Origin of the sequence: Kribbella sp. NPDC059898 (genome assembly GCF_042730855.1) — a bacterium.
GTDB lineage: Bacteria > Actinomycetota > Actinomycetes > Propionibacteriales > Kribbellaceae > Kribbella.
Genome location: NZ_JBHWKR010000017.1, coordinates 150135 through 170116, shown reverse-complemented (window position 1 = coordinate 170116; position 19982 = coordinate 150135). Strand labels below are relative to the sequence as shown.

General features: G+C 69.6%; 19 protein-coding genes. 11 read left to right on the top strand and 8 right to left on the bottom strand.

Going from position 1 to position 19982, the window contains the following annotated elements; translation table 11 throughout:
• Positions 1-199: 199 nt before the first annotated feature.
• A complete protein-coding gene (locus ACFV9C_RS37975) occupies positions 200-3214 on the bottom strand; it encodes an alpha-mannosidase (protein ID WP_380201590.1) in 3015 nt (1004 codons plus the stop codon).
• Positions 3215-3394: 180 nt separating this feature from the next.
• Here ACFV9C_RS37975 and ACFV9C_RS37970 point away from each other — a divergent pair, with 180 nt between their 5' ends.
• Positions 3395-4549 (top strand): TAXI family TRAP transporter solute-binding subunit, encoded by a 1155-nt coding sequence (locus ACFV9C_RS37970; protein ID WP_380201588.1) that lies wholly within the window; start codon positions 3395-3397, stop codon positions 4547-4549.
• Positions 4550-4590: 41 nt separating this feature from the next.
• Here the strand turns inward: ACFV9C_RS37970 and ACFV9C_RS37965 are convergent, their stop codons facing one another.
• Positions 4591-5931, bottom strand: a complete 1341-nt coding sequence (locus tag ACFV9C_RS37965) for a sensor histidine kinase (protein ID WP_380201586.1) — start codon at positions 5929-5931, stop codon at positions 4591-4593.
• A 36-nt stretch (positions 5932-5967) separates the two neighbouring features.
• The gene (locus ACFV9C_RS37960; protein ID WP_012918592.1) at positions 5968-6633 is read right to left on the bottom strand and encodes a response regulator transcription factor; all 666 of its coding nucleotides are present in this window, start codon (positions 6631-6633) and stop codon (positions 5968-5970) included.
• Positions 6634-6751: 118 nt separating this feature from the next.
• On the opposite strand from ACFV9C_RS37960, the gene ACFV9C_RS37955 reads away from it, so the two are divergent.
• Positions 6752-8752, top strand: coding sequence for a TRAP transporter permease (locus ACFV9C_RS37955; protein ID WP_380201584.1), 2001 nt, complete (start codon positions 6752-6754; stop codon positions 8750-8752).
• Positions 8749-9711, top strand: coding sequence for a TAXI family TRAP transporter solute-binding subunit (locus tag ACFV9C_RS37950; protein WP_380201582.1), 963 nt, complete (start codon positions 8749-8751; stop codon positions 9709-9711). The genes ACFV9C_RS37955 and ACFV9C_RS37950 overlap by 4 nt, the downstream gene beginning before the upstream one ends.
• Before the next feature lie 408 nt (positions 9712-10119).
• On the opposite strand, the gene ACFV9C_RS37945 is transcribed toward ACFV9C_RS37950, so the two are convergent.
• From ACFV9C_RS37945 to ACFV9C_RS37935, 3 genes are all read right to left on the bottom strand, one after another.
• Positions 10120-10779 carry a hypothetical protein gene (locus tag ACFV9C_RS37945; protein WP_380201580.1) on the bottom strand — a complete coding sequence of 220 codons (660 nt, stop codon included), beginning with the start codon at positions 10777-10779 and terminating at the stop codon, positions 10120-10122.
• Positions 10780-11324: 545 nt separating this feature from the next.
• Positions 11325-12359 carry an L-glyceraldehyde 3-phosphate reductase gene (mgrA, locus tag ACFV9C_RS37940; RefSeq protein ID WP_380201578.1) on the bottom strand — a complete coding sequence of 345 codons (1035 nt, stop codon included), beginning with the start codon at positions 12357-12359 and terminating at the stop codon, positions 11325-11327.
• 97 nt (positions 12360-12456) lie between these two features.
• Complete coding sequence (locus ACFV9C_RS37935; RefSeq protein WP_380201576.1) at positions 12457-13416, bottom strand: phosphotransferase family protein; 960 nt, start codon at positions 13414-13416, stop codon at positions 12457-12459.
• A gap of 81 nt (positions 13417-13497) precedes the next feature.
• Here ACFV9C_RS37935 and ACFV9C_RS37930 point away from each other — a divergent pair, with 81 nt between their 5' ends.
• Positions 13498-14121 (top strand): flavin reductase family protein, encoded by a 624-nt coding sequence (locus ACFV9C_RS37930; RefSeq protein WP_380201574.1) that lies wholly within the window; start codon positions 13498-13500, stop codon positions 14119-14121.
• Between the two features lie 2 nt (positions 14122-14123).
• Here ACFV9C_RS37930 and ACFV9C_RS37925 read toward each other — a convergent pair whose 3' ends face one another.
• Positions 14124-15080 carry a hypothetical protein gene (locus ACFV9C_RS37925; protein ID WP_380201572.1) on the bottom strand — a complete coding sequence of 319 codons (957 nt, stop codon included), beginning with the start codon at positions 15078-15080 and terminating at the stop codon, positions 14124-14126.
• A gap of 149 nt (positions 15081-15229) precedes the next feature.
• Here ACFV9C_RS37925 and ACFV9C_RS37920 point away from each other — a divergent pair, with 149 nt between their 5' ends.
• The 3 genes from ACFV9C_RS37920 to ACFV9C_RS37910 are packed head-to-tail and all read left to right on the top strand — an operon-like array spanning position 15230 to position 16397.
• The gene (locus tag ACFV9C_RS37920) at positions 15230-15739 is read left to right on the top strand and encodes an acyl-CoA thioesterase (RefSeq protein ID WP_380201570.1); all 510 of its coding nucleotides are present in this window, start codon (positions 15230-15232) and stop codon (positions 15737-15739) included.
• Positions 15736-16035: a hypothetical protein gene (locus ACFV9C_RS37915; protein WP_380201567.1), complete on the top strand. Its 300-nt coding sequence runs from the start codon at positions 15736-15738 to the stop codon at positions 16033-16035. Before ACFV9C_RS37920 ends, ACFV9C_RS37915 begins: the two co-directional genes overlap by 4 nt.
• A 23-nt stretch (positions 16036-16058) precedes the next feature.
• Positions 16059-16397 (top strand): ion channel, encoded by a 339-nt coding sequence (locus ACFV9C_RS37910; protein WP_380201565.1) that lies wholly within the window; start codon positions 16059-16061, stop codon positions 16395-16397.
• Here the strand turns inward: ACFV9C_RS37910 and ACFV9C_RS37905 are convergent.
• Complete coding sequence (locus ACFV9C_RS37905; RefSeq protein WP_380201563.1) at positions 16394-17011, bottom strand: TetR/AcrR family transcriptional regulator; 618 nt, start codon at positions 17009-17011, stop codon at positions 16394-16396. The two genes, ACFV9C_RS37910 and ACFV9C_RS37905, sit on opposite strands and share 4 nt — an antisense overlap.
• 38 nt (positions 17012-17049) lie before the next feature.
• On the opposite strand from ACFV9C_RS37905, the gene ACFV9C_RS37900 reads away from it, so the two are divergent.
• From ACFV9C_RS37900 to ACFV9C_RS37885, 4 genes are read left to right on the top strand one after another with little or no spacing between them, the layout of a single operon-like run.
• Positions 17050-18087 (top strand): DMT family transporter, encoded by a 1038-nt coding sequence (locus ACFV9C_RS37900; protein ID WP_380201561.1) that lies wholly within the window; start codon positions 17050-17052, stop codon positions 18085-18087.
• Positions 17975-18388 carry a MarR family winged helix-turn-helix transcriptional regulator gene (locus ACFV9C_RS37895; protein WP_380201559.1) on the top strand — a complete coding sequence of 138 codons (414 nt, stop codon included), beginning with the start codon at positions 17975-17977 and terminating at the stop codon, positions 18386-18388. The genes ACFV9C_RS37900 and ACFV9C_RS37895 overlap by 113 nt, the downstream gene beginning before the upstream one ends.
• Position 18389: 1 nt before the next feature.
• Positions 18390-19646: a glycoside hydrolase family 3 N-terminal domain-containing protein gene (locus ACFV9C_RS37890; protein ID WP_380201557.1), complete on the top strand. Its 1257-nt coding sequence runs from the start codon at positions 18390-18392 to the stop codon at positions 19644-19646.
• Positions 19643-19978, top strand: a complete 336-nt coding sequence (locus ACFV9C_RS37885; protein WP_325041540.1) for a DUF202 domain-containing protein — start codon at positions 19643-19645, stop codon at positions 19976-19978. Before ACFV9C_RS37890 ends, ACFV9C_RS37885 begins: the two co-directional genes overlap by 4 nt.
• Positions 19979-19982: the final 4 nt, after the last annotated feature.

Below are 19982 nucleotides of genomic sequence, written 5' to 3'. Positions count from 1 at the left end.
GGTGCTGCGGGGGGTGCTGCGGGGGGTGCTGCGGGGGGTGCTGCGGGGGGTGCTGCGGGGGGTGCTGCGGGGGGTGCTGCGGGGGGTGCTGCGGGAGGCTGAGCACGCTTTCGGTCGGTCCAGCTGGGCCGGTGGAGCTGCCAACGAACAACCGCGCCCGGCGCCGTGTGGCGGCGTCGGGCGCGGAGGTGGGGATGTGTCAGGCGCGCTTGAAGCGCAAGGTGAGGATCTGGAAGGGGCGGAGTTCGAAGGTGACTCCGTTGTCCTGCAGGTCCCGGTCCGCCAAGGTGCGTTCGAGGAGGTCGACCTCGGCGGCGGACGCAGCCGCGAACGACGGGGTGACCGTCGCGCGGGAGCGGCCGCCGGTGGACTCGTACAGGCGGACGACGACGTCGCCCGACTGGTCGTCGGCCAGCTTGACCGCCTCGACGATCACGTTCGGGTTGTCGACGGCAACGATCGGGTCGACCGCGCCGGCGCCGGTGACGACCCGCTCCGGGAGGTTGATCCGGTAGCCCTCCTCGATCGCCTCGGGGATGCCCGCGCCGACGACGAGCGCGTGGTTGACCACGTGCACGCCCTGGTCGGTCTTCGGGTCGGGGAACCGCGGCGCCCGGATCAGCGACGTACGGATCGTGGTCGTCGTACCGCCGTCCTCGCGGGCGGTCCGGTTGATGTCGTGGCCGTACGTCGAGTCGTTGACCACGGCAACGCCGTACCCCGGCTCGCCGACGTGCACCCAGCGGTGCGCCGCGATCTCGAACTTCGCCGCGTCCCAGGAGGTGTTCTGGTGGGTCGGCCGGAAGATGTGCCCGAACTGCGTCTCGGACGCGGACCGGTCCGCGTGCACGTCGACCGGGTACGCCGCCTTCAGGAACTTCTCCGACTCGTGCCAGTCCATCTCGGTCTCGATGTCGACCCGCTTGGCGCCCGGGCGGACCCGCAGCGTCTGGGTGACGGTGGATCGGCCGAACGAGCGATTCACCACGACGACGGCCTCGTCGTCGTCGGTGCTGAAGTCGACGCTGTCGACCTCGGTCACGTCGCGGACGTTGTTCTTGTAGAACGAGTCGACGTCCCACGCGTCCCAGTGGTTCGGGGTGTCCACGTGCAGCTGGAGAAGGTTGCCCACGGCACCTGGTGCGATGACCTCGCGGTCCGCCTCGACGTCGTACAGCGAGGTGATCAGGCCGCGCTCGTCGATCGTGACCCGGATCAGGCCGTTGTCGATCACGCCGTTCTCGACGGTGACCGCCGGGCCCGCGGTGGTAGCGACGCCTGCGCCGAGTCCGGCGACGCCGTTGCGGCCGTGCGGCGCGGCGTTGAACACGATCTGCTCGTCACCCTCGCCGGCCAGGGCCTGCTGCGCGCGGGAGATGATCGCGTCGAGCTCGTCGGCGATCTTCGCGTAGGTCCGCTCGGCCTCGCGGTGCACCCACGAGATCGACGAGCCGGGCAGGATGTCGTGGAACTGGTGCAGCAGCGCGACCTTCCACAGCCGGTCCAGGTCCTCGTACGGGTAGACGTCGAGCTTGCCCGCGACAACGGCCGCGGCGCTCCACAGCTCGGCCTCGCGGAGCAGGTGCTCGGTCCGCCGGTTGCCCTGCTTGGTCTTGGCCTGCGAGGTGTACGTCGCCCGGTGGATCTCCAGGTACAGCTCACCGGACCAGACCGGCGCGTGCTCGGCGTACTCGTCCTCGGCCGCGCTGAAGAACTCCGTCGGCGATTCGATGGTGACGCGAGGCGAGGACTCCAGGTCCTTGACCCGGCGCGCGGTCGCGACGAACTCACGGGTAGGGCCGCCACCGCCGTCGCCGTACCCGAACGGAACCAGCGACCGGGTCGCCGCGCCGTTCTCGGCGAAGTTCCGCTGCGCGTGCGCGAGCTCACGCCCCGACAGGTCGGAGTTGTACGTGTCGATCGGCGGGAAGTGGGTGAACACCCGGGTCCCGTCCAGGCCCTCCCACCAGAACGTGTGGTGCGGGAACTTGTTCTCCTTGTTCCAGGAGATCTTCTGCGTCAGGAACCACTTCGACCCGGACAGCTTCACCAGCTGCGGCAGCGCCGCGGTGTAGCCGAACGAGTCCGGCAGCCAGACCTCCTGGGTGTCGATCCCGTACTCGTCCAGGAAGAACCGCTTGCCATGCACGAACTGCCGCGCCAGCGCCTCGCTGCCGGGCAGGTTCGTGTCGGACTCGACCCACATACCGCCCACCGGAACAATGTGGCCCTCGGCAACGGCCTTCTTCAGCCGCTCCCAGACCTCCGGGTAGTTCTCCTTCACCCACGCGTGCTGCTGCGCCTGCGAGAACGCGAAGACCAGCTCCGGGTACTCCTCGGCGAGCGTGGCAACGTTGGACACCGTCCGGGCCACCTTGCGGCGCGTCTCCCGCAGCGGCCACAGCCACGCGGAGTCGATGTGCGCGTGCCCGACCGCGGACAACTGGTGCGCGCTGGCATGCGCCGGCCGGCTCAGTACGTCGGTGAGCTGGGCGCGGGCGGCCGCGGCCGTACCGGCGACGTCCTCGTAGTCCAGCGCGTCCAGCGAGCGGCTCAACGCGCGCAGGATCTCCTTGCGCCGCGGCTCCTGGATCGACAGCTCCTTCTGCAGGCTGTCGAGCGCCTCGAGATCGAGGATCAGGTCCCACACCTCGGCGTTGAACACCGCCAGGTCGGCGCGGGTCAGCTGGTAGATCGGGTGGTCGCCGAGGCCGGCGCCGATGTCGGTCTTCGCGTCCGCGTTGTCGAGCGGGATCTCCGGGTTCGCGGCCGCCTCGACGTAGAACTCGACCGTGTCGCCGGCGGAGGCCGCCGTACCGTCCGGGCCGAGGATCGACAGCGGGGCGTAGGTCTGCCGCGGGTGCAGGCCCTTGAGCGGCCGGCCGGTGGTGGTGTGCACCAGGCCCTCGGCGGAGAAGCCCGGGCCGCCGCTGAAGCCGAGGTCGATGACCGCCTCGATCTCGCTGCCCGCCCACTCGGCCGGCACCTGGCCGCTGAACTTGAACCAGGCGGTGCCCCACGCGGGTCCCCACGGCAGGCCGATCTCGGCCTTCTCGTAGGTCTGGGCGAGCGCCTCGGCAGGGGTCACGGGCTCACCGGGTGCGTGCCACACCTCGATGTCCAGACCGACGGCCGCGCCGTAGATCGCGGGGCGGAGCCGCTCCCGCAGGGCGCGCCTGAGCCGCTCCTCGATGAGTTGACGGTCGTCGTGCACGAAATCAGCCTCCGGGAAAGGATCCTCACACGGCCGCTACGGCCGCACGGATGACAACGCTGTCACACCAACCCCGGGCGCGTCCAGACGCAGTTTCGCCACGAAACTCCGGGTAGCGGTTGGGTTGCGGGGCCATGGCACGGCTACCCGCTCGGCCTGATTGTTGTCTAGGTTGTCTGCATGGATCGCCCCCGCCTGCCCGCCTCCGCCCGGCCGACAGGCCTGACCCGCCGCAGCCTGCTCGGTTTCGGCGCCGCCGCCGCGTCCGGGCTGCTGCTGCCGGGCTGCTCCCGCGGCCGAGCGGATGAGCCCGCGCCGTCGGAGAAGGCTGTCTTCGCCACCGGGAACGCCGGCGGCGTCTACAACGTCTTCGGAGCGGCGCTGTCCGAGCTGGTGAGCGAGGTCACCGGCGTCGAGCTGACGCCGAAGGTGAGCGACGGGTCCGTGGACAACCTGAACCAGGTCGCCAGCCGCAAGGCCGATCTCGGGTTCTGCACGTCGGACACCGCGCTGGCGGCCTACGAGGGGACCGGCGCGTTTGCCACCGGCCGGCGCAAGTTCTGCGCGCTGGCCCGGGTGTACGACAACTACGTCCACGTCGTCGTACCGATGGCGTCGAAGGCGAAAGAACTCGCGGACCTGTTCCCGAGCAGCGACGCCCCGACGCGGCGGACGGTCGTCGGTGTCGGCCCGAAGGGCTCAGGTACCGAGATCGTTGCGAACATGATCCTGGACCGGGCCAGGGCCGACGCGATCATGGCCAACGCGAGGGTGGAACCGGCGAAGCGGCTGGACCCGGACAAGATCCAGGTGATCCGGCGGAACATGACGCTGACCGAGATGGCCGCCGCCATCCAGCCGGAACCCAAGGCCACGAAGGGGATTCTCGACGCCTTCTTCTGGAGCGGCGGCGTGCCGACTGATCCGATCGCCGCGCTGCAGAAGACCATCGGGTTCCGGCTGCTGAACATCGGCGGTGTCGCGCAGGCGATCGCGCTGATGGAGTTCGGCGGGTTCCTGGTCGCGCCGATCCCGCCGTCGCAGTACGGGCTGGCCGAGTCGGTGCCGACGCTCGCGATCCCGAACTACCTGATCGCCCGGACCGACCTGTCCGACTCGTGGGCCTGGTGGACGGTCAACACGCTGTTCCGCCGGCAGAACGACCTGGTCAAGGGCGTCCTGGTCCCGGGAGCCACCCCGGCGACGCCCGGCGCCAGCCCGACGCCTCCCGGCAACCCGGAGGCCGGCGCGCTGGACCCCCGGTCAGCCATCGCGACCATGCCGGTCCCGCTGCACCCCGCCGCCGAACGCTGGTACCGCCAGAACCACATCTGACCGAGGAGACATCCCCTCGTGTGTGGTGGTGGCGGGTCGGGTCAGGCGTCGTAGTCCTCGAGGAGGGGGACGCGGACCTCGATCACCAGGCCGCCGCCGATCGGTGGGCGGGCGACCACGCGGCCGCCGACCCGGGCCGCCTCGGAGCGGACGATCGCCAGGCCGAGGCCGGTGCCCGGCATCTCCCGGTGGTGCGCGCTCCGCCAGAACCGCTCGCCGACCTTCTTCAGGTCCCGCGAGCCGAGGCCGAGACCGTGGTCGCGGACCGACATCACGACCTCGGTGCCGTCCCGGGTGACCGAGACCTCCACCGGCGGGGAGCCGTACTTCGAGGCGTTGTCGAGCAGTACGTCGAGGATGTCGTCGACCTCGAGCTCCGGCGCGACCCCGCCCGGGACCATCTCGCCGACGATCAGTTCCATGTCGTCCGCGGCGTACACGGCCTTCCAGCCGACCAGCCGCTCCTTGACCGCCTGGGCCAAATCCAGCGGCTCCTCGTTGCCCTCGGCCTCGCCCGACGGTCGGTCCGAGCCGGCCAGCCGGGACAGCCGCTGGACGATCCGGCCGAGCCGGTCGATGTCGCTGAGCGCGAACCGCGCGGTCGGGGACAGCCGGGACAGGCCCTCGATGTGGATCCGGGCCGACGTCAGCGGCGTCCGCAGCTGGTGCGACGCGTCCGCGACGAACTCCCGCTCACGCTGCCGGGCCTGGTGCAGGCTCAGCGCCATCGAGTTGAAGCTGTCGCCCAGCCGTCTCAGCTCCGGTGCGCGGCCGTCGGTCGACACCCGGGTGTCGAGCGCGCCGCGGGTGATCTGGTGGGTCGCGTTGTCGAGGTCCTGCAGCGGCCGCAGCACCCACCGGGTGATCGGCCGGACGATACCGACGATGATCGCGCCGATGCTGATCAGCAGCCCACCGAGGAGCAGCAGCAGCCCGCTCTGCACCTGGTCACGGGCCTTCTCGGTCGGCACCCGCAGTACGGCGGCACCGAGCACGGAGCCGTTGTTGACGACCGGACGGGAGACGATCATCTCGCCGGAACGCCACGGCCACATCGCCGGCGGCTCCGGTGGCAGCCGGCCCGCGAGCGTGCTGTGCAGGGCCGTCGCGATGTCGTCCTCCTTCACGTCCACGCCGGACCTGGAGGTGGCGATCACGCGGGAGTCGACGTCGACGACGAAGACGGGGGTGTTGTAGAGCTCCTCGTAGCGGACCGCCAGCTCGCGCAGGTTCGCGATGTCACCGGTCTGCAGCGGGCCTTCGGCCATCGCGGCGAACCAGTCCGCGTCGTTGCTGCGGGACAGGAAGAGGGTGCGCGACGTACTCGTGGCGATGAAGTTCGCCAGCGGGATCACCGCGACGATGGCGAGGGCGACGACCATCGGGACGAGGGACTGCAGTAGTCGACGGCGCAACGGTCAGTCCGAACCCAGGCGGTAGCCGACGCCGCGGATGGTCTGCACCAGTTCGGGCCGGCCGAGCTTGGCGCGCAGGCTGGCGACGTGCACGTCCATCGTCCGCGACGACGCCTCGAACACGGACTGCCACGCGTACAGCGCGACCTGTTCCCGGGGGACCACCCGGCCGTGGTGCGCGGCCAGTACTGCGAGCACGTCGAACTCCTTGCGGGTCAGACTGATGGGCTTGTCCGCCACCTGGACCGTACGGGCCTCGATGTCCACGGTCAGGTCGCCGACAGTCACCCGGGGGCGGGGCTGCAAGAGACCGGTACGACGAAGTACAGCATCGATGCGGGCCAGCAGCTCGGAAATGGCAAACGGTTTCACCACGTAGTCGTCGGCGCCGCTGCGCAACCCCCGGACCCGGTCGGCCGCCTCACCACGCGCGGTCACCGCGATCACCGGCACATCGGAGACGGTACGGATCTGCCGGCACACGTTGATGCCGTCCCCGTCCGGCAACCCGAGGTCCAGCAGGACCAGGTCGCCGGGGTCCGCCGCCAAGGCGTCCGCCGCCGTCCGCACGTGCGTCACCATCAGGCCGTAACGCCGCAGGGCGGGTATCAGGGCATTGGCGATATCGAGATCGTCCTCGACCAGCAGAATCCGGACCGCGCCACTCATGCGGTGATCGTAGGCCAGGTCACGGCCTCATGTGTCAGATCTTGGTAAAGACGTAATCACGTGACTCCATGCAGTGTTCGGCAACATTAGCCTTCCGGGCACAGGAGGGAGCCGGTCGATGACTGTCGGTATTGATGACGGGGAAGGGGCCGCCGCGCCCACCGACGAAGAACTGGCGGAGTACGAGCAGGAACGCCCGGCGCGGCGGTTGCGTCCCGGCCTGGACCTGGTGCTTTCGGTCTGGTGCGCGGTCGTCAGCGTCGGGGTGCTCGCCCAGGTCTTCATTCCTTTACCACAAGGCACGCAGTTCTATCTGGTGATCTTTCTCGCAGCGGTCCTGCCGATGACTCTGCTGTGTTACCGAGCGTTTCCGGGCCGCAGGCGCTCGCACGACGACCCTGGCATCTTGGACTGGGCCCTCGCCGTGCTTGCCTTGGTTGTCTGCGTTTACCCGCTCCTGAACTTCGACGGATACCTGGAGCGTCGGCAGGACCCTACGGCGCTGGACGTTGTCGCCGGCGCGTTGTTGCTGGTCCTGCTGCTGGAAGCGTGCCGTCGTACGACGGGCTGGGTGCTGCCGATCTTCTGCCTGGTCTTCATCGCGTACGCGTACTACGGCGGGTACCTGCCGTACACGTGGGCGCTTGCGCACCAGGGCTTCAACTTCGACGCGATCATCGCCCAGTTCACGATGGGTACGGCGGGTTTCTACGGGACCCCGTTGGGCGTAGCCGCGTCGTACATCGTGCTGTTCACGATCTACGGCGCGGTGCTCGATTACTCGGGCGCGGGCAAGTTCTTCATCAACCTGTCGTTCGCGGCCTTCAGACGCAGCCGTACGGCGCCCGGCCGGACCGTCACGCTGGCGGGCTTTCTGCTCGGCACGGTGTCCGGCTCCGGTACGGCGACCGCGGTGTCGCTCGGCACCGTCTCGTGGCCGATCCTCCGCCGGGCCGGGTATCCGCCCGAACCGGCGGGCGGGATGCTCGCCGCGTCCGGGATCGGCGCGATCCTGTCGCCGCCGACGCTCGGGGCGGCCGCGTTCATCATCGCGGAGTTCCTGCAGGTGTCGTACCTGAAGGTGCTCGGGTTCGCGGTGATCCCGACGATCCTGTACTACCTGGGCATCCTGCTCGCGATCGAGATCGACGCCCGCAAGCACGGGACGACGTCGGCCTCGGGGAATTCGGGGCAGTCGGCGTGGCGGCTGCTGCTCCGGTTCGGGTACCACTTCCTGTCGCTGTTCGTGATCATCGGCTTCATGGCGGTCGACGTACCGCCGTTCAAGGCCGTGGTCTACGCGGTGATCATCCAGTTCGGGCTGTCGTTCCTGGATCGTGAGCACCGGTTGACCGGGCGGCCGCTGTTCAAAGCGCTTGCCCAGGGCACCCGTTCGGTGCTGCCAGTGGTGGCCACCTGCGCGACCGCGGGCGTGATCGTCGCGGTCACCACGCAGACTGGGCTCGGGCTGAACCTCGCCGAGATCATCGTGAACGCCGCACACGGGCTGACCGACAACCACACCGTCGTGCTGATCCTGACCGTGGTGCTGTCCGGGCTGGCCGTGATGATCCTTGGTCTCGCCGTACCGGTGACCGCGTCGTTCATCATCGCGGCGGTGATCATCTCGCCGGCGCTGGTGAACCTCGGGGTGACGCAGCCCGAGGCGTACATGTTCATCTTCTACTACGCCGTACTCTCCGAGGTGTCGCCGCCGACCGCGCTGGCCGCCGTGGCGACCGCCGCGATCACCGGCGGCCGGGTGATCCCGACGATGTGGCAGGCGTGGAAGTACACGCTGCCCGCGTTCCTGGTGCCGTTCGCGTTCGTGCTCACCGACAACGGCTCGCACCTGCTCGGTCAGGGATCGTTCGTCGGCATGGTCTGGACCACGTTGGTGTCGATGCTGGCCGTCGCGGCGCTGGCCGTGGTCACCGGCGGCTGGGTGGTCGTCCGGGCGACCTGGATCGAGCGGGCGGTCTGCGTACCGGCGGCCGCGCTGCTGCTCTACCTGGCGCCCGTAACCATCACGGCCGGAATCTGTTTGCTACTTGTCGCCGTGGTCATCAACCTGGTCCGGCGACAGCGCCAGGCCACTGCCGAGGAAGGAACCGCATGAGATTTCGACCCGTTGTGGCGCTTCTTGCTGTCGTCTCCCTGGCCGCCTGTGGTGGCCAGCGGCAACCGGCCGGCTCTTCGGACGGCGGCGGGCGGCTGACGATTGCCACCGGCAACACGACCGGCGTCTACTACCAGCTCGGCGGTGCTTTCGCCTCGGTGATCTCGCAGAAGATGTCCGGCTACCGTGCGACCGCGAGTGAGACCGGGGCTTCGGTGCAGAACATCCAGGGCCTGGTCAGCGGCAACTACGACGTCGCGTTCTCGCTCGGCGACTCCGCGGCGGACGCGGTCAACGGCGTGAACAGCTTCAAGAGCAAGCAGGACGTGGTCGCGCTCACCCGGCTGTACAACAACTACACGCAGGTCGCCGTACGGACGTCGGCCGGCATCAACTCGATCGCGAACCTGAAGGGCAAGCGGGTCTCGACCGGCTCGCCGAACTCCGGCACCGAGGTGATCGCGCGCCGGCTGCTCCAGGCCGCGGGGATGGACCCGGCCAAGGACGTGACCGCGCAGCGGCTCGGGCTGCCGGAGTCGGTGGACGCGATGAAATCCGGCTCGATCGACGCACTGGTCTGGTCCGGCGGACTGCCGACCGGCGGCATCACCGACCTGGTCACCAGCATGGGCAACGGCGTGAAACTCTTGCCGATCACGGATCTGCTGCCCAAAATGCAGGAGAAGTACGGCGAGGTGTACTCGGCGGCGCCGATCCCTGCGGCGACCTACAAGCAGCCGGCCGACGTCGCGACGATCGTCGTACCGAACGTCCTGCTGGTCCGCAAGGACATGAAGGACGACCTCGCCGAGCAGCTCACGAAGACGCTCTACGACAACCTGGACGCCCTGGTCACGGTGAACGCGGCCGCGAAGGGCATCACGCTGGACAACGCCGACAAGACCGACCCGGTGCCGCTGCACCCCGGCGCGAAGAAGGCGATCGACGGCCTGCGATAACCCCACGAACCGTCCTCCCCCGCACACCAGGCGCAGCGGGGGAGGACGCAGGGTCCCGGCACCGCACCTCAGGCGCAGCGGCGACGGGTCCCGGGCCGGCTCCCACAACCAGGCGCAGTGGAAGCCGACCCACCCGGCCCGGTCCCCACGGAGCCATCCGCGGGAACCGGGCCTTCCACTGCTGCGTAGACCCGGCGGGCCGCACCGCGAGGAGCGGATGCCCTCGCCACGGCGCACGATCCCAGCGGGAGGCACCGGGAGAAGGACAGGCGCTGCCACCGAGCGTGGTCCCGGCCGGAGGCGCCGGGAGATGGACAGGCTCTGCTACGGGGCGTGGTCTCGGCCGGCCGCACCGGGAGAAGGACAGGCCCTGCCACGGGGCGTGGTTCCGGCGGGGGGAGATCCCAGTTACTGCTGCTGCTCCTCCTCCTGGTGGGGCATCGGGGTGCCGTACAAGTAGTGCGAGAGCGCGGAGTCGCGCTTCGGGTGGGCGTGGTACTTGATCGGTACGACGCGTCCCTCGGCGCTGTCCCAGGCGTTGTCGGCCATCCGCCACATCCGGTGCGCGATCCGGCCGGCCATCCCGGTGTGCGGCGAGGCCGGGTGCGCCCTGGTCGGCGCGACCTCCTCGGCCTCGAGCAGGTTCTCGGTCAGCGCGTTCACCTCCGGGCCGGCGAGCTCCTCGGTGATCTGCCGGCTGTACGTCGCCTCCATCGCCTCGTGCTCGTCGAGCAGCCGGTCGATCTGCTGCCACAGGTCGTGGTGCTGGAGATGCAGGAACCGGCTGTCGCCGTACTGCCGTCCCTTCAGGTAGCGCAGTGAGCGCTCCAGTTCCTTCGCGTTCCCGACGTACTTGCCAACCAGCCCGGCCCCGTCCGGGAGCCGCCGGATGTGCGGTACCAGCACGTCCTCGGCCGCCGCCAGATGCTGCGCCGCGATCGCGTAGAACCAGTCCGTCTGATGCCGGTGCTCAGGATGCGCCGCATCCGGATGATGAGCCGGCTCGGCCAGCTCCCGAATCCGCGCGTGTTCGTAGGTCAGGGCCATTTCGAGCGTCGAAGCGGTCACGACAACCACCTCCAGATGTCACTCCCAGCCTGTGCCCATCAGCCCCAAACCGCAACCATCCCTAACCCCTCCGTAACCTCGTCCGCCCGCGACCGTCGACGAACAACCGGGGTGGTGGTGGGGGTGGTGCGTGTGGTGGGGAGGTGGGATGCCGCGGACCGGGTGGTGGAGAGGAGGTGGTGCGTGTGGTGCGGAGGCGGGATGCCGTGCACCGCGGAGGTGGGGAAGGAAGCAGGATGCGGTGCACGGGGGTGGTGGAGAGCCGGGACGTGAGGTGGGGAGGTGGGATGCCCTGCACCGGGGCGGTGGGGTGGTGGAGTGCGTGGAACGGAAGCAGGACGCCGCGGACCGGGGTGGTGGTGGGGAGGTGGTGCGTGTGGTGGGGTGCTGGTGGGGAGGTGGTGCGCGCGGTGGGGAGGCGGGATGCCGTGCACCGGGGAGGTGGGGAAGGGAGCAGGATGCGGTGTATCGGGGAGGTGGGGAAGGGAGGTGGGACAAGCGGAACGCCCGCCGTGGGGGTGGCGGGCGTTCGGGGGTGTGGGGGATTAGGCGTCGGAGCTCTTCTTCCAGAGGTTGATGCCGGCTTCTACGGCGTCGGCGTCGATGGCCTCGAGTTCCTCGGGGGAGAAGCCGAGGTTGCGGACGGTGGCCAGGTTGTCCTCGAGTTGGGCGACGCTGGACGCGCCGATCAGGGCGCTGGTGACGCGGTCGTCGCGGAGCGTCCAGGCGAGGGCGAGCTGGGCGACGGACTGGCCGCGCTGCTTCGCGATCTCGGCCAGCGCGCGGACGTGCTTCAGCGTGTCCTCGGTCAGCGAATCCGGGTTCAGCGACTTGCCCTGGGCCGCCCGCGAGTCGGCGGGGATGCCGTCCAGGTACCGGTTGGTGAGCACACCCTGCGCGAGCGGCGAGAACGCGATCACGCCGACGCCGAGCTCACCCACCGCGTCCAGCAGGTCCTCCTCGATCCACCGGTTCAGCATCGAGTACGACGGCTGGTGGATGAGCAGCGGCGTACCGAGCTCTTCCAGGATCCGCGCCGCCTCGCGCGTCCGGTCGGCGGAGTACGACGAGATCCCGGCGTACAGCGCCTTGCCGGAGCGGACGGCCGCGTCCAGGGCGCCCATCGTCTCCTCGAGCGGCGTGTCCGGGTCGAACCGGTGCGAGTAGAAGATGTCGACGTAGTCGAGCCCCATCCGGCTCAGCGACTGGTCCAACGACGCGAGCAGGTACTTCCGCGACCCGCCGCCCTGACCGTACGGCCCCGGCCACATGTCGTACCCGGCCTTGGTCGAGATGACCAGCTCGTCCCGGTACCGCGTGAAGTCCCGCGCGAAGTGCGTCCCGAAGTTCGTCTCGGCCGAGCCGTACGGCGGGCCGTAGTTGTTCGCCAGGTCGAAGTGCGTGACGCCGAGGTCGAACGCCCGCCGCAGGATGTCCCGCTGCGTCGTGAACGGCTTGTCGTCACCGAAGTTGTGCCACAACCCCAGCGAGATCGCCGGAAGCTGGAGCCCGCTCCGGCCCGTCCGCCGGTAGGTCATCTGGTCGTCGTACCGGCCCGCAGCCGCCACATAATCAGTCACGAAGCCCCAGTCTGCCCCATCGGTCAACAAGTTCAAACCCCCTTGTTTTTCAGCAGAAACGCCATCACTGACACCAAGAACCCCACCTTCTTGATCCTCAGACGAGGTCGCCCCACGGGGCGGGTGGCGTGGTGGTGAAGAACTGCAGGAGGCCGAGCAGACGGCTGGTCGTGGGCGCGGTCCAGTGGCGTTGGTTGGGCCATGGTGCGGCCGGGAGTTTGGCGAGGGCCCAGGAGAGGTGGAACCAGAGGATCGCGGCGGCCAGTTCGTGCTCGGAGTCCGAGGAGCCGGCGGTGCGGGCGGAGGCGGAGGCGGCAGTGTGGACGGTGGGGGAAGTACGCCGGGTCGCGGCCGGCGAGCGCAGGTGGTGCTGGTAGGCGGGGAGCAGTGCGGCGACCTGGGTCAGCGGGAGCTTGGCGAAGTCCATGGCGGGTGGGGCCCATGCGGCGTCGCCCCAGTCGATCAACGCGCGGAGGTCGTTGCCGGGTCCGGCCAGAAGGTTGTGGGCGGCAACGTCTCCGTGGATCAGGACCTTCGGCCCGCCGGCGTCCACGCGCTCGGCCAGCCGGGTGAACCACCCGCTCAGCCAGGTCGCCGTCCCGGGATCGATGAACCCCCGATCGGCGAGATCCTCGATCGTCCGCCAAGGATCACCCCAACCGTCCTCCTCCACCTCCGGCAGCGCAGCAGGACCGGGCTGCTCGATCTGGTGGAGTCGCGCAAGCTGTTCCGCGAGCCCGGCGGGTACCTCGGTCGGCTCGGTCCCGTGGACCTGTTCCATCACGACGTACGGCGCGTCGATCAGCTGCCGGCCGGCGTCGTACTCGACGATCGCCGGTGTCAGTACGCCGACCGACCGGGCGGCCGGTACGACGTGGATCTCCTTGCGCAGGTCGTCCTCGTACCCAGGCCGGCTGACCCGCAGGAACAACTGCTCGCCGAGCACGAAGCCCCGGTTCGCCACCCCGCCGGGGACCTCCCGCACCTCGCCGGGGCCGACCCCGTGCCGTCGCGCCACCGTGGCCACCTGGCCCAGGAAGTCGTCCTGCTCGCCCAATCCACAGCTCCGTCGCTCGTCCGGACCGCCGCCCCGAGAGGCGGGTACGGCGGCATCCACCGAGTTTGATGTACTGCGGGCGTGCGTGTCGATGTGGATCCGGAGAGCGCCGGGCGCCGGGAGTTCTATGCACTGCTGAACTCCGTGGTCGTCCCGCGGCCGATCGCGTGGGTGTCGAGCCGCTCCGCCGCCGGGGTGCTGAACCTGGCGCCGCACTCGTTCTTCACGGTCGCCTCGGTGCAGCCGCCGATGGTGCAGTTCACCTCGGTCGGCCGCAAGGACAGCCTGAACAACGTCGAGGCGACCGGCGAGTTCGTGGTCAACTTCGCCGCCGAACCGCTCTACGAGCAGGTGAATGCCTCCGGGACGAACTTCCCGCCGGAGGTCTCGGAGTTCGAGGCGATCGGCGTCACCGCCGAGCCGTCCCGGACGATCGCCGTACCGCGGGTCGCGGAGTCGCCGGTCGCGCTCGAGTGCACGCTGCACACCACGCTGCCGATCGGCGACTGCACGCTGGTCATCGGGCAGGTCCGGCATCTCGCGATCGATGCCGCCGTGCTGGACGGCGACCATCCGGACGTCCATCGGCTCCGCCCGCTCGCCCGGCTCGGTAAGGACGAATGGAGCACGCTCGGCGAGGTCCGCGAGATCTCCCGGATCCGCTACCGCGACTGGCCTGGTCATTTCACACCTCCTGCTGGTTGAGATCAGCGAGTCTCTTCACGGGCGGCGAGCCGTCGCGCGAGCGCTCCGAGCTCGGCTGACGGCCGCAGCCGCCCGTCATCGGTCATGGAAGTGGTGGCGCGGTGCCAGACCAGCTCGGGCGTCACCAGATGCACCTCCGGGGACAGCGGACCGGGATCGCGGTCGTAGCAGCGGGACGCGAGATTCAGCATCAGGCCCAACGCCGGGAGCACGCCCAGGTCCTCGATGACGTGCAGCATCAGCGCGTCGCGGGCGGGCAACGCGGCGAGCACGCCGTACGGCGCGTGCTGCAGCTGCAGGCTCTCGCGGAGCACGGTGTCGAGGACGAGCGCCCGGGAGGCGGCAAACCCGTTGCCGCTGATCAGCGCGATCCGGATGCCCTGGCCGTCGAGGTAGGTCACCTGGTCCTGGAGCCGGCGGAGATTCGCGAGTCCGAACCGGTCGGCGTCCGTCGGGCTGACCGTCAGATCGTCAGGCTCCAGGAACATCGTGATCAGGGCGCCGTCGACCGTGGACGGCACGGCGACCAGCCCGGGCAGGAAGTCCGGCCGGTCCGTGGTCCACCTGACCGGCAACGAGTCGCGGGCCACGATCCGCTGGATCAGCCGGCGCTCGGGATCGTCCGGCGGCGCCGGCGCGCCCGCGCGGAACTGGCCGATGATCGCGGCAACGTGGTCCGCGACGATCTCCGGCCAGCGGTCCTCCTCGAACTGGCCGACAACGCGGGCGAGATTGCTGATCCCGAGCACCGGCTCGCCGGCGGATCGGACCGCCGGCACCAGCGCGGCGTCGCCGCGATAGGTGAGGGACACGCCGAGCTCGGCGGCCGCCGTCAGCGCGAGCCGCACCATCCGATCGGCCTGCCGCCGGGTCAGCGGCGGCAGCATCGGGTCGGGGAGGCCCGGACGGTCGTGGCAATAGTTGTTGCCGTGGGCATGTTCGGTGGTGTCGACGGGCATCGCGGGCCTCCAGATCGGCGGAGCTGCGGGGGAAGTCGGCAGAGAAGGTACGAGGATCGGGCCCGCCCGGAACCGCCGATCCGGACCTGTGGACAACCTGCCGGATACTCTGCGGCAGTCCCGGCAGGAAAGTCCCAAGGAGTGTGCGCATGTCCAGCAGCCCGTCGTCGCGGCCGACCTCGGAGACCCGGCTGTCGCTGTCGCACATCACCGCGCAGAACGAGACCAACCTGCTCGGCACCGTGCACGGCGGGGTGATCATGACGCTGGTCGACTCGGCCGCGGGCGTGGTCGCCGCGCGGCACTCCGGCGGTCCGGCGGTGACCGCGTCGATGGACGAGATGGTGTTCCTGGTCCCGGTCCGGGTCGGCGACGTCGTGCACTTCAGCGCGCAGGTGAACTGGACGGGGCGCAGTTCGATGGAGGTCGGCGTCCGGATCGCCGCGGACCGCTGGGACGCGGTCGGCCCGCAGGTGCACGTCGCGTCGGCATACCTGGTGTTCGTCGCGGTCGACGAGAACGGGCAGCCGCGTGAGGTGCCGCAGGTGCAGCCGGTCACCGACGAGGACCGGCGCCGGCTCCGGGAGGCGGAGATCCGCCGCAGTCACCGGCTGGCGCGCCGGGCCGCGATCATCGCCTCCCGCGAGAGCGACCGATGAAGGTCCTCGGATACGCCCGGAGGAACCCGTCGGCGGTGCTGCTCGTCGTCCAGCTGCTCGGCGTTCTGGTCTACCCGGCGATGGAGGGCTCCAGCCCCGGCCGGGTCGCGTTCGAGATCCTCGGCATCGTCGTACTCGGGCTCGCGGTCGTCTCGGTCCGCGCCACGCCGGGCCTGACCTGGGTCAGCGTCGGCCTGGGCATTCCGGCGGTCGTGCTCTCGGTCCTCGACGCGTTCAACCCGGCAGAACCGGTCGTCGCGATCTCCGGCGTACTGCACGCGGCCTTCTACTTCTAACGGCGTACAGCCTGCTCCGGTACATGTTGTCCGACCACGACGTGAGCGTCGACGAGCTGTTCGCGACCGGTGCCACGTTCACGCTGGTGGCCTGGGGATTCGCGTATCTGTACGTGTTCGTCCAGGCGCTCGTGCCGGGCAGCTTCACCGCGGCCGTTGCCGCGGACAACGACCGTACATGGATGGAGCTGTTGTTCCTGAGCTTCACCACGATGTCCAGCACCGGTCTCAGCGACATCGTCCCGGTCACCTCGTGGGGCCGTTCGGTCGTCATGCTCGAACAGCTGGCCGGCGTCGGGTACGTCGCCATGGTCGTGTCCCGCCTCGTCGGGTTGACCGTCACCAAGCGCAGCAGTAGCTAGCGCGGCCACCCGGCGAGGAGGTCGGCCGCCGCGCGGGCCGCGACCTCCGGTGCCGAGGCCATCGCCGCGACCCGGTAGCTGACGAGCGCTCCCTCGTGGAGCAGCAGCAGCCGGTCGGCCAGCTCACCCGGATCCGCGAACCCGGCGGCCCGGGCCTGCGCCTCGAACTCCGCGCGCAGCCACTGCTTCTGGCCGACGATCACCGGCATTGCCGGATGGTCCGGCGCGGCCAGTTCGACGCTCGCGTTGATGAACCCGCACCCGTTCCGCGAACCGGCCAGCCAGTCCGTCAGCGCCGCGAACAGCGCCAGGATCATCGCTTCGGGCGTCGCCGGGTTCCGCTCCGCCAGTTGCTCGTCGAGGAACCGGTGCCACGTCCGGTCCCGTTCCTCCAGGTACGCCGCGATCAGCCGGTCCTTCGAGCCGAACCGGTCGTACAGCGTCTTCTTGGTCACGTCCGCGGCCGCGGCGATCGCGTCGACACCGACGGTCCGGATGCCCTGGTCGTAGAACAGGATCGAGGCGGCCGCCAGGATCCGCTCGCCCGCGGGCGTCAGCCGCGGTGCCGCGGGCACCCGGCGATCCACGAGCAGTCTCAGCTGCTGGGCCGGCATACTGACAGTATACCGACCGGTGTGGTTACTGTCTCGGCATGAAGGTACTGAGCTTGGCCGCCGGCGCCGGTTTCGTGGTGTTCTGGAGCTGCGGCTTCATCGGCGCGCGCTGGGGAACCGAGTACACGAACGCGTTCGACCTGCTTGCCTGGCGGTTCCTGGTCGCGGGCGCGCTCGCCGTTGTGATCCTCGCCGTACGCCGGCCGCGGATCTCCCGGCTCGACCTGGTGACCCAGGTGTCGATGGCGTTCCTGACCCAGTTCGTCTACCTGGGCCTGATCTTCACCGGGATCGACCACGGCATTACCGCCGGGGTCACCGCGCTGATCGGCTCGCTGCAGCCGATCCTGATCGCGACCGTCGCCGGGCCGGTGCTCGGTGAACGGGTCAACCGTCGCCAATGGCTCGGCCTGGTCCTCGGTCTCGTAGGCGTCGGCCTCGTCGTCGCCGACGACCTCAGCGCCGGCCACGGCTCGCCACTGCTGTTCCTGGTACCGATCGGCGGCCTCCTCGGTCTGGTCGCAGGCACATGCCTCGAGCGGAAACGCCGTCCCAGTACGAGCTCGCTCGATGCCCTGGCCATCCAAAGCCTCACCTCGGCCGTCCTGTTCACCGCATTGGCTGCGTCGACCAACAGGCTGACGGTGCCGAGCGAGCCCGGCTTCTACGGTGCTGTCGTCTGGCTGGTCCTGCTGGCAACCGGCGGTGGTTGGGGCCTGTACCTGGTGAACCTCAAGCTCTCCGGTGCCACCAGAATCAGCTCGCTGCTCTATCTCGTTCCACCGACCACGATGCTGTTCGCGTTCTTGATCTTCGACGAGACGATTGGTGTACTCGCGGTCGTCGGCATGCTGATCTGTGCTGCCGCCGTACTGCGGATACGCTGCGGGGATGGCGGAACCCCGGTGGCTGAACCAGACGGAAGCGCAGGCGTGGCGTGCGTACATCGCGGCGCAGCGGGTAGTGAGCAGCCGGATCGAGCAGCAGTTGCAGCGCGACGCCGGCATCCCGCACACGTACTACGAGATTCTGGTCCGGCTGTCCGAGGCGCCGGGCAACCGGCTGCGGATGAGTGAACTCGCCGTCGCGACCCTCGGCTCCCGCAGCCGGCTCTCGCACGCGGTCAGCCGCCTCGAGCAGAACGGCTGGGTGCGGCGCGAGGGGATCGAGTCCGACCGCCGGGGGCAGGTCGCGATCCTCACCGAACTCGGTCGGCAGAAGCTGGTCGACACAGCTCCTGGGCACGTCGAGGAGGTACGGACGTCGATCTTCGACGCGCTCACCCCCGAGCAGGTCGAGCAGTTGTACGACGTCTGTGCGACGCTGGCGCGGCACTCGGGCGACACCGTGGACCGTGCGGCGTGGGAGCGAAACTGAGATGAGACGCCCGGTCGCGCTGATCGCGCTGACTGCACTCGTCGTCGCCGGCTGCGGTGGCAAGGGCTCCCAACCGACAGCAGGACCGAGCACCGTCCCGTCGTCGACGGTCCCGGTGACCGAAGAACCGAGCAGCCCGGCCACCACACCCACCGCGAACACAACGAGCCCGAGCCAAACACAGACGCCGACCCAAACATCGACGCCGAGCCAAGCGCCGAGCTGTGTCGACCAGAAGCTCAAGGCGCTCACCCTCCGCGAGCAGGCCGGTCAGTTGATCATGACCGGCATCGACGGCACCGGTATGACGTCGGCCCAGCGTGCCGTCGTACGGCAGCAGAAGTCCGGCGGCGTGTTCCTGGTCGGCAACGGCGGCAGCCTGGCAAGCACCCGTACGGCGATGGCGGCGGTGCGGTCGGCCGCCACCGTCGAAGGGGTGCGCCCGTTCATCGCAGCGGACCAGGAGGGCGGCAAGATCCAGCGGCTCAAGGGCCCCGGGTTCGACCGGATCCCAGCTGCGACGGTCCAGGGCACCTGGTCGAGCTCGAAGCTCACCGCACAGGCCCAGGAGTGGGGCAGCCAGCTGAAGCAGGCCGGCGTCAACGTCGACCTCGCGCCGGTCGCCGACGTCGTACCCGCATCGCTCAAGTCGCAGAACGCGCCGGTCGGCCAGCTGGACCGTGAGTACGGCGACACGCCGCAGCAGGCGGGTCAGGGCGTCACGGCGTTCGTCCAGGGCATGCGCAACGCCGGGATCGCGACCTCGGTCAAGCACTTCCCGGGCCTCGGCAGGGTCCGCGGCAACACCGACTTCGCGTCCGGCGTGGTGGACAACGTCACGGTCCGCGGTGACGCGGACCTGCAGCCGTTCGCGGACGGGATCAAGGCCGGTACGTCGATGGTGATGGTCTCGACCGTGACGTACAGCAAGATCGACCCGAAGAACCGGGCCGTGTTCTCGCCGACCGTGATCCAGGGCATGGTGCGCGGCGACCTGGGCTGGCAGGGCGTGGTGATCACCGACGACGTCGGCTCGGCGGCGGAGGTGAAGGCGGTCCCGGCCGGCGACCGGGCGACCCGGTTCGTGGCGGCCGGTGGCGACATCGTGATCAACGCCGAGTCAGGGCTGACCGCGGCCATGGTGAACGCGCTGGTCGCCAAGGCCCAGCAGGACGAAATCTTCGCCGCGAAGCTGACGAGTAGCGTGCGGCGTGTGCTGACCCTCAAACAGGACTACGGCCTCGTGAGCTGCGGATGAGCGAGGAAGAAGAGCCCGACTACCGGTTCACCCTCGCGAACGAACGCACCTACCTGGCGTACCTGCGGACCTCGCTCGCCTGCTACGCGGGCGGCCTGTCCGCCGTGCAGTTCCTCGACCTCGGCCCGGACCGATGGCCAGCCCGGATCATCGGGATCGTGCTGGTCCTCACCGGAATTGTCACCACCGCCGGTGCGTTCCGCCGCTGGCAGCTGAACCTGACCGCGATCCGTCGCGGCGGTGCGCTGCCGGCCAGCCGGCTGCCGCTGATGCTGGGGGCAACGATCGCGACGGTCGGCCTGATCGGGCTGCTGTTCTCGCTCTGGCGATGAGTGT

Bases quoted from the DNA above. Each gene is read 5' to 3' on its own strand.
- ACFV9C_RS37905 (WP_380201563.1), bottom strand. From the start codon at position 17,011: ATGCCGGCCCAGCAGCTGAGACTGCTCGTGGATCGCCGGGTGCCCGCG.
- ACFV9C_RS37950 (WP_380201582.1), top strand. From the start codon at position 8,749: ATGAGATTTCGACCCGTTGTGGCGCTTCTTGCTGTCGTCTCCCTGGCC.
- ACFV9C_RS37955 (WP_380201584.1), top strand. From the start codon at position 6,752: ATGACTGTCGGTATTGATGACGGGGAAGGGGCCGCCGCGCCCACCGAC.
- ACFV9C_RS37965 (WP_380201586.1), bottom strand. From the start codon at position 5,931: ATGGTCGTCGCCCTCGCCATCGTCGCGGTGATCCCGCTGGCGAACTTC.
- ACFV9C_RS37920 (WP_380201570.1), top strand. From the start codon at position 15,230: ATGTCCAGCAGCCCGTCGTCGCGGCCGACCTCGGAGACCCGGCTGTCG.
- ACFV9C_RS37925 (WP_380201572.1), bottom strand. From the start codon at position 15,080: ATGCCCGTCGACACCACCGAACATGCCCACGGCAACAACTATTGCCAC.
- ACFV9C_RS37890 (WP_380201557.1), top strand. From the start codon at position 18,390: ATGAGACGCCCGGTCGCGCTGATCGCGCTGACTGCACTCGTCGTCGCC.
- ACFV9C_RS37900 (WP_380201561.1), top strand. From the start codon at position 17,050: ATGAAGGTACTGAGCTTGGCCGCCGGCGCCGGTTTCGTGGTGTTCTGG.
- ACFV9C_RS37915 (WP_380201567.1), top strand. From the start codon at position 15,736: ATGAAGGTCCTCGGATACGCCCGGAGGAACCCGTCGGCGGTGCTGCTC.
- ACFV9C_RS37960 (WP_012918592.1), bottom strand. From the start codon at position 6,633: ATGAGTGGCGCGGTCCGGATTCTGCTGGTCGAGGACGATCTCGATATC.
- ACFV9C_RS37885 (WP_325041540.1), top strand. From the start codon at position 19,643: ATGAGCGAGGAAGAAGAGCCCGACTACCGGTTCACCCTCGCGAACGAA.
- ACFV9C_RS37970 (WP_380201588.1), top strand. From the start codon at position 3,395: ATGGATCGCCCCCGCCTGCCCGCCTCCGCCCGGCCGACAGGCCTGACC.
- ACFV9C_RS37910 (WP_380201565.1), top strand. From the start codon at position 16,059: ATGTTGTCCGACCACGACGTGAGCGTCGACGAGCTGTTCGCGACCGGT.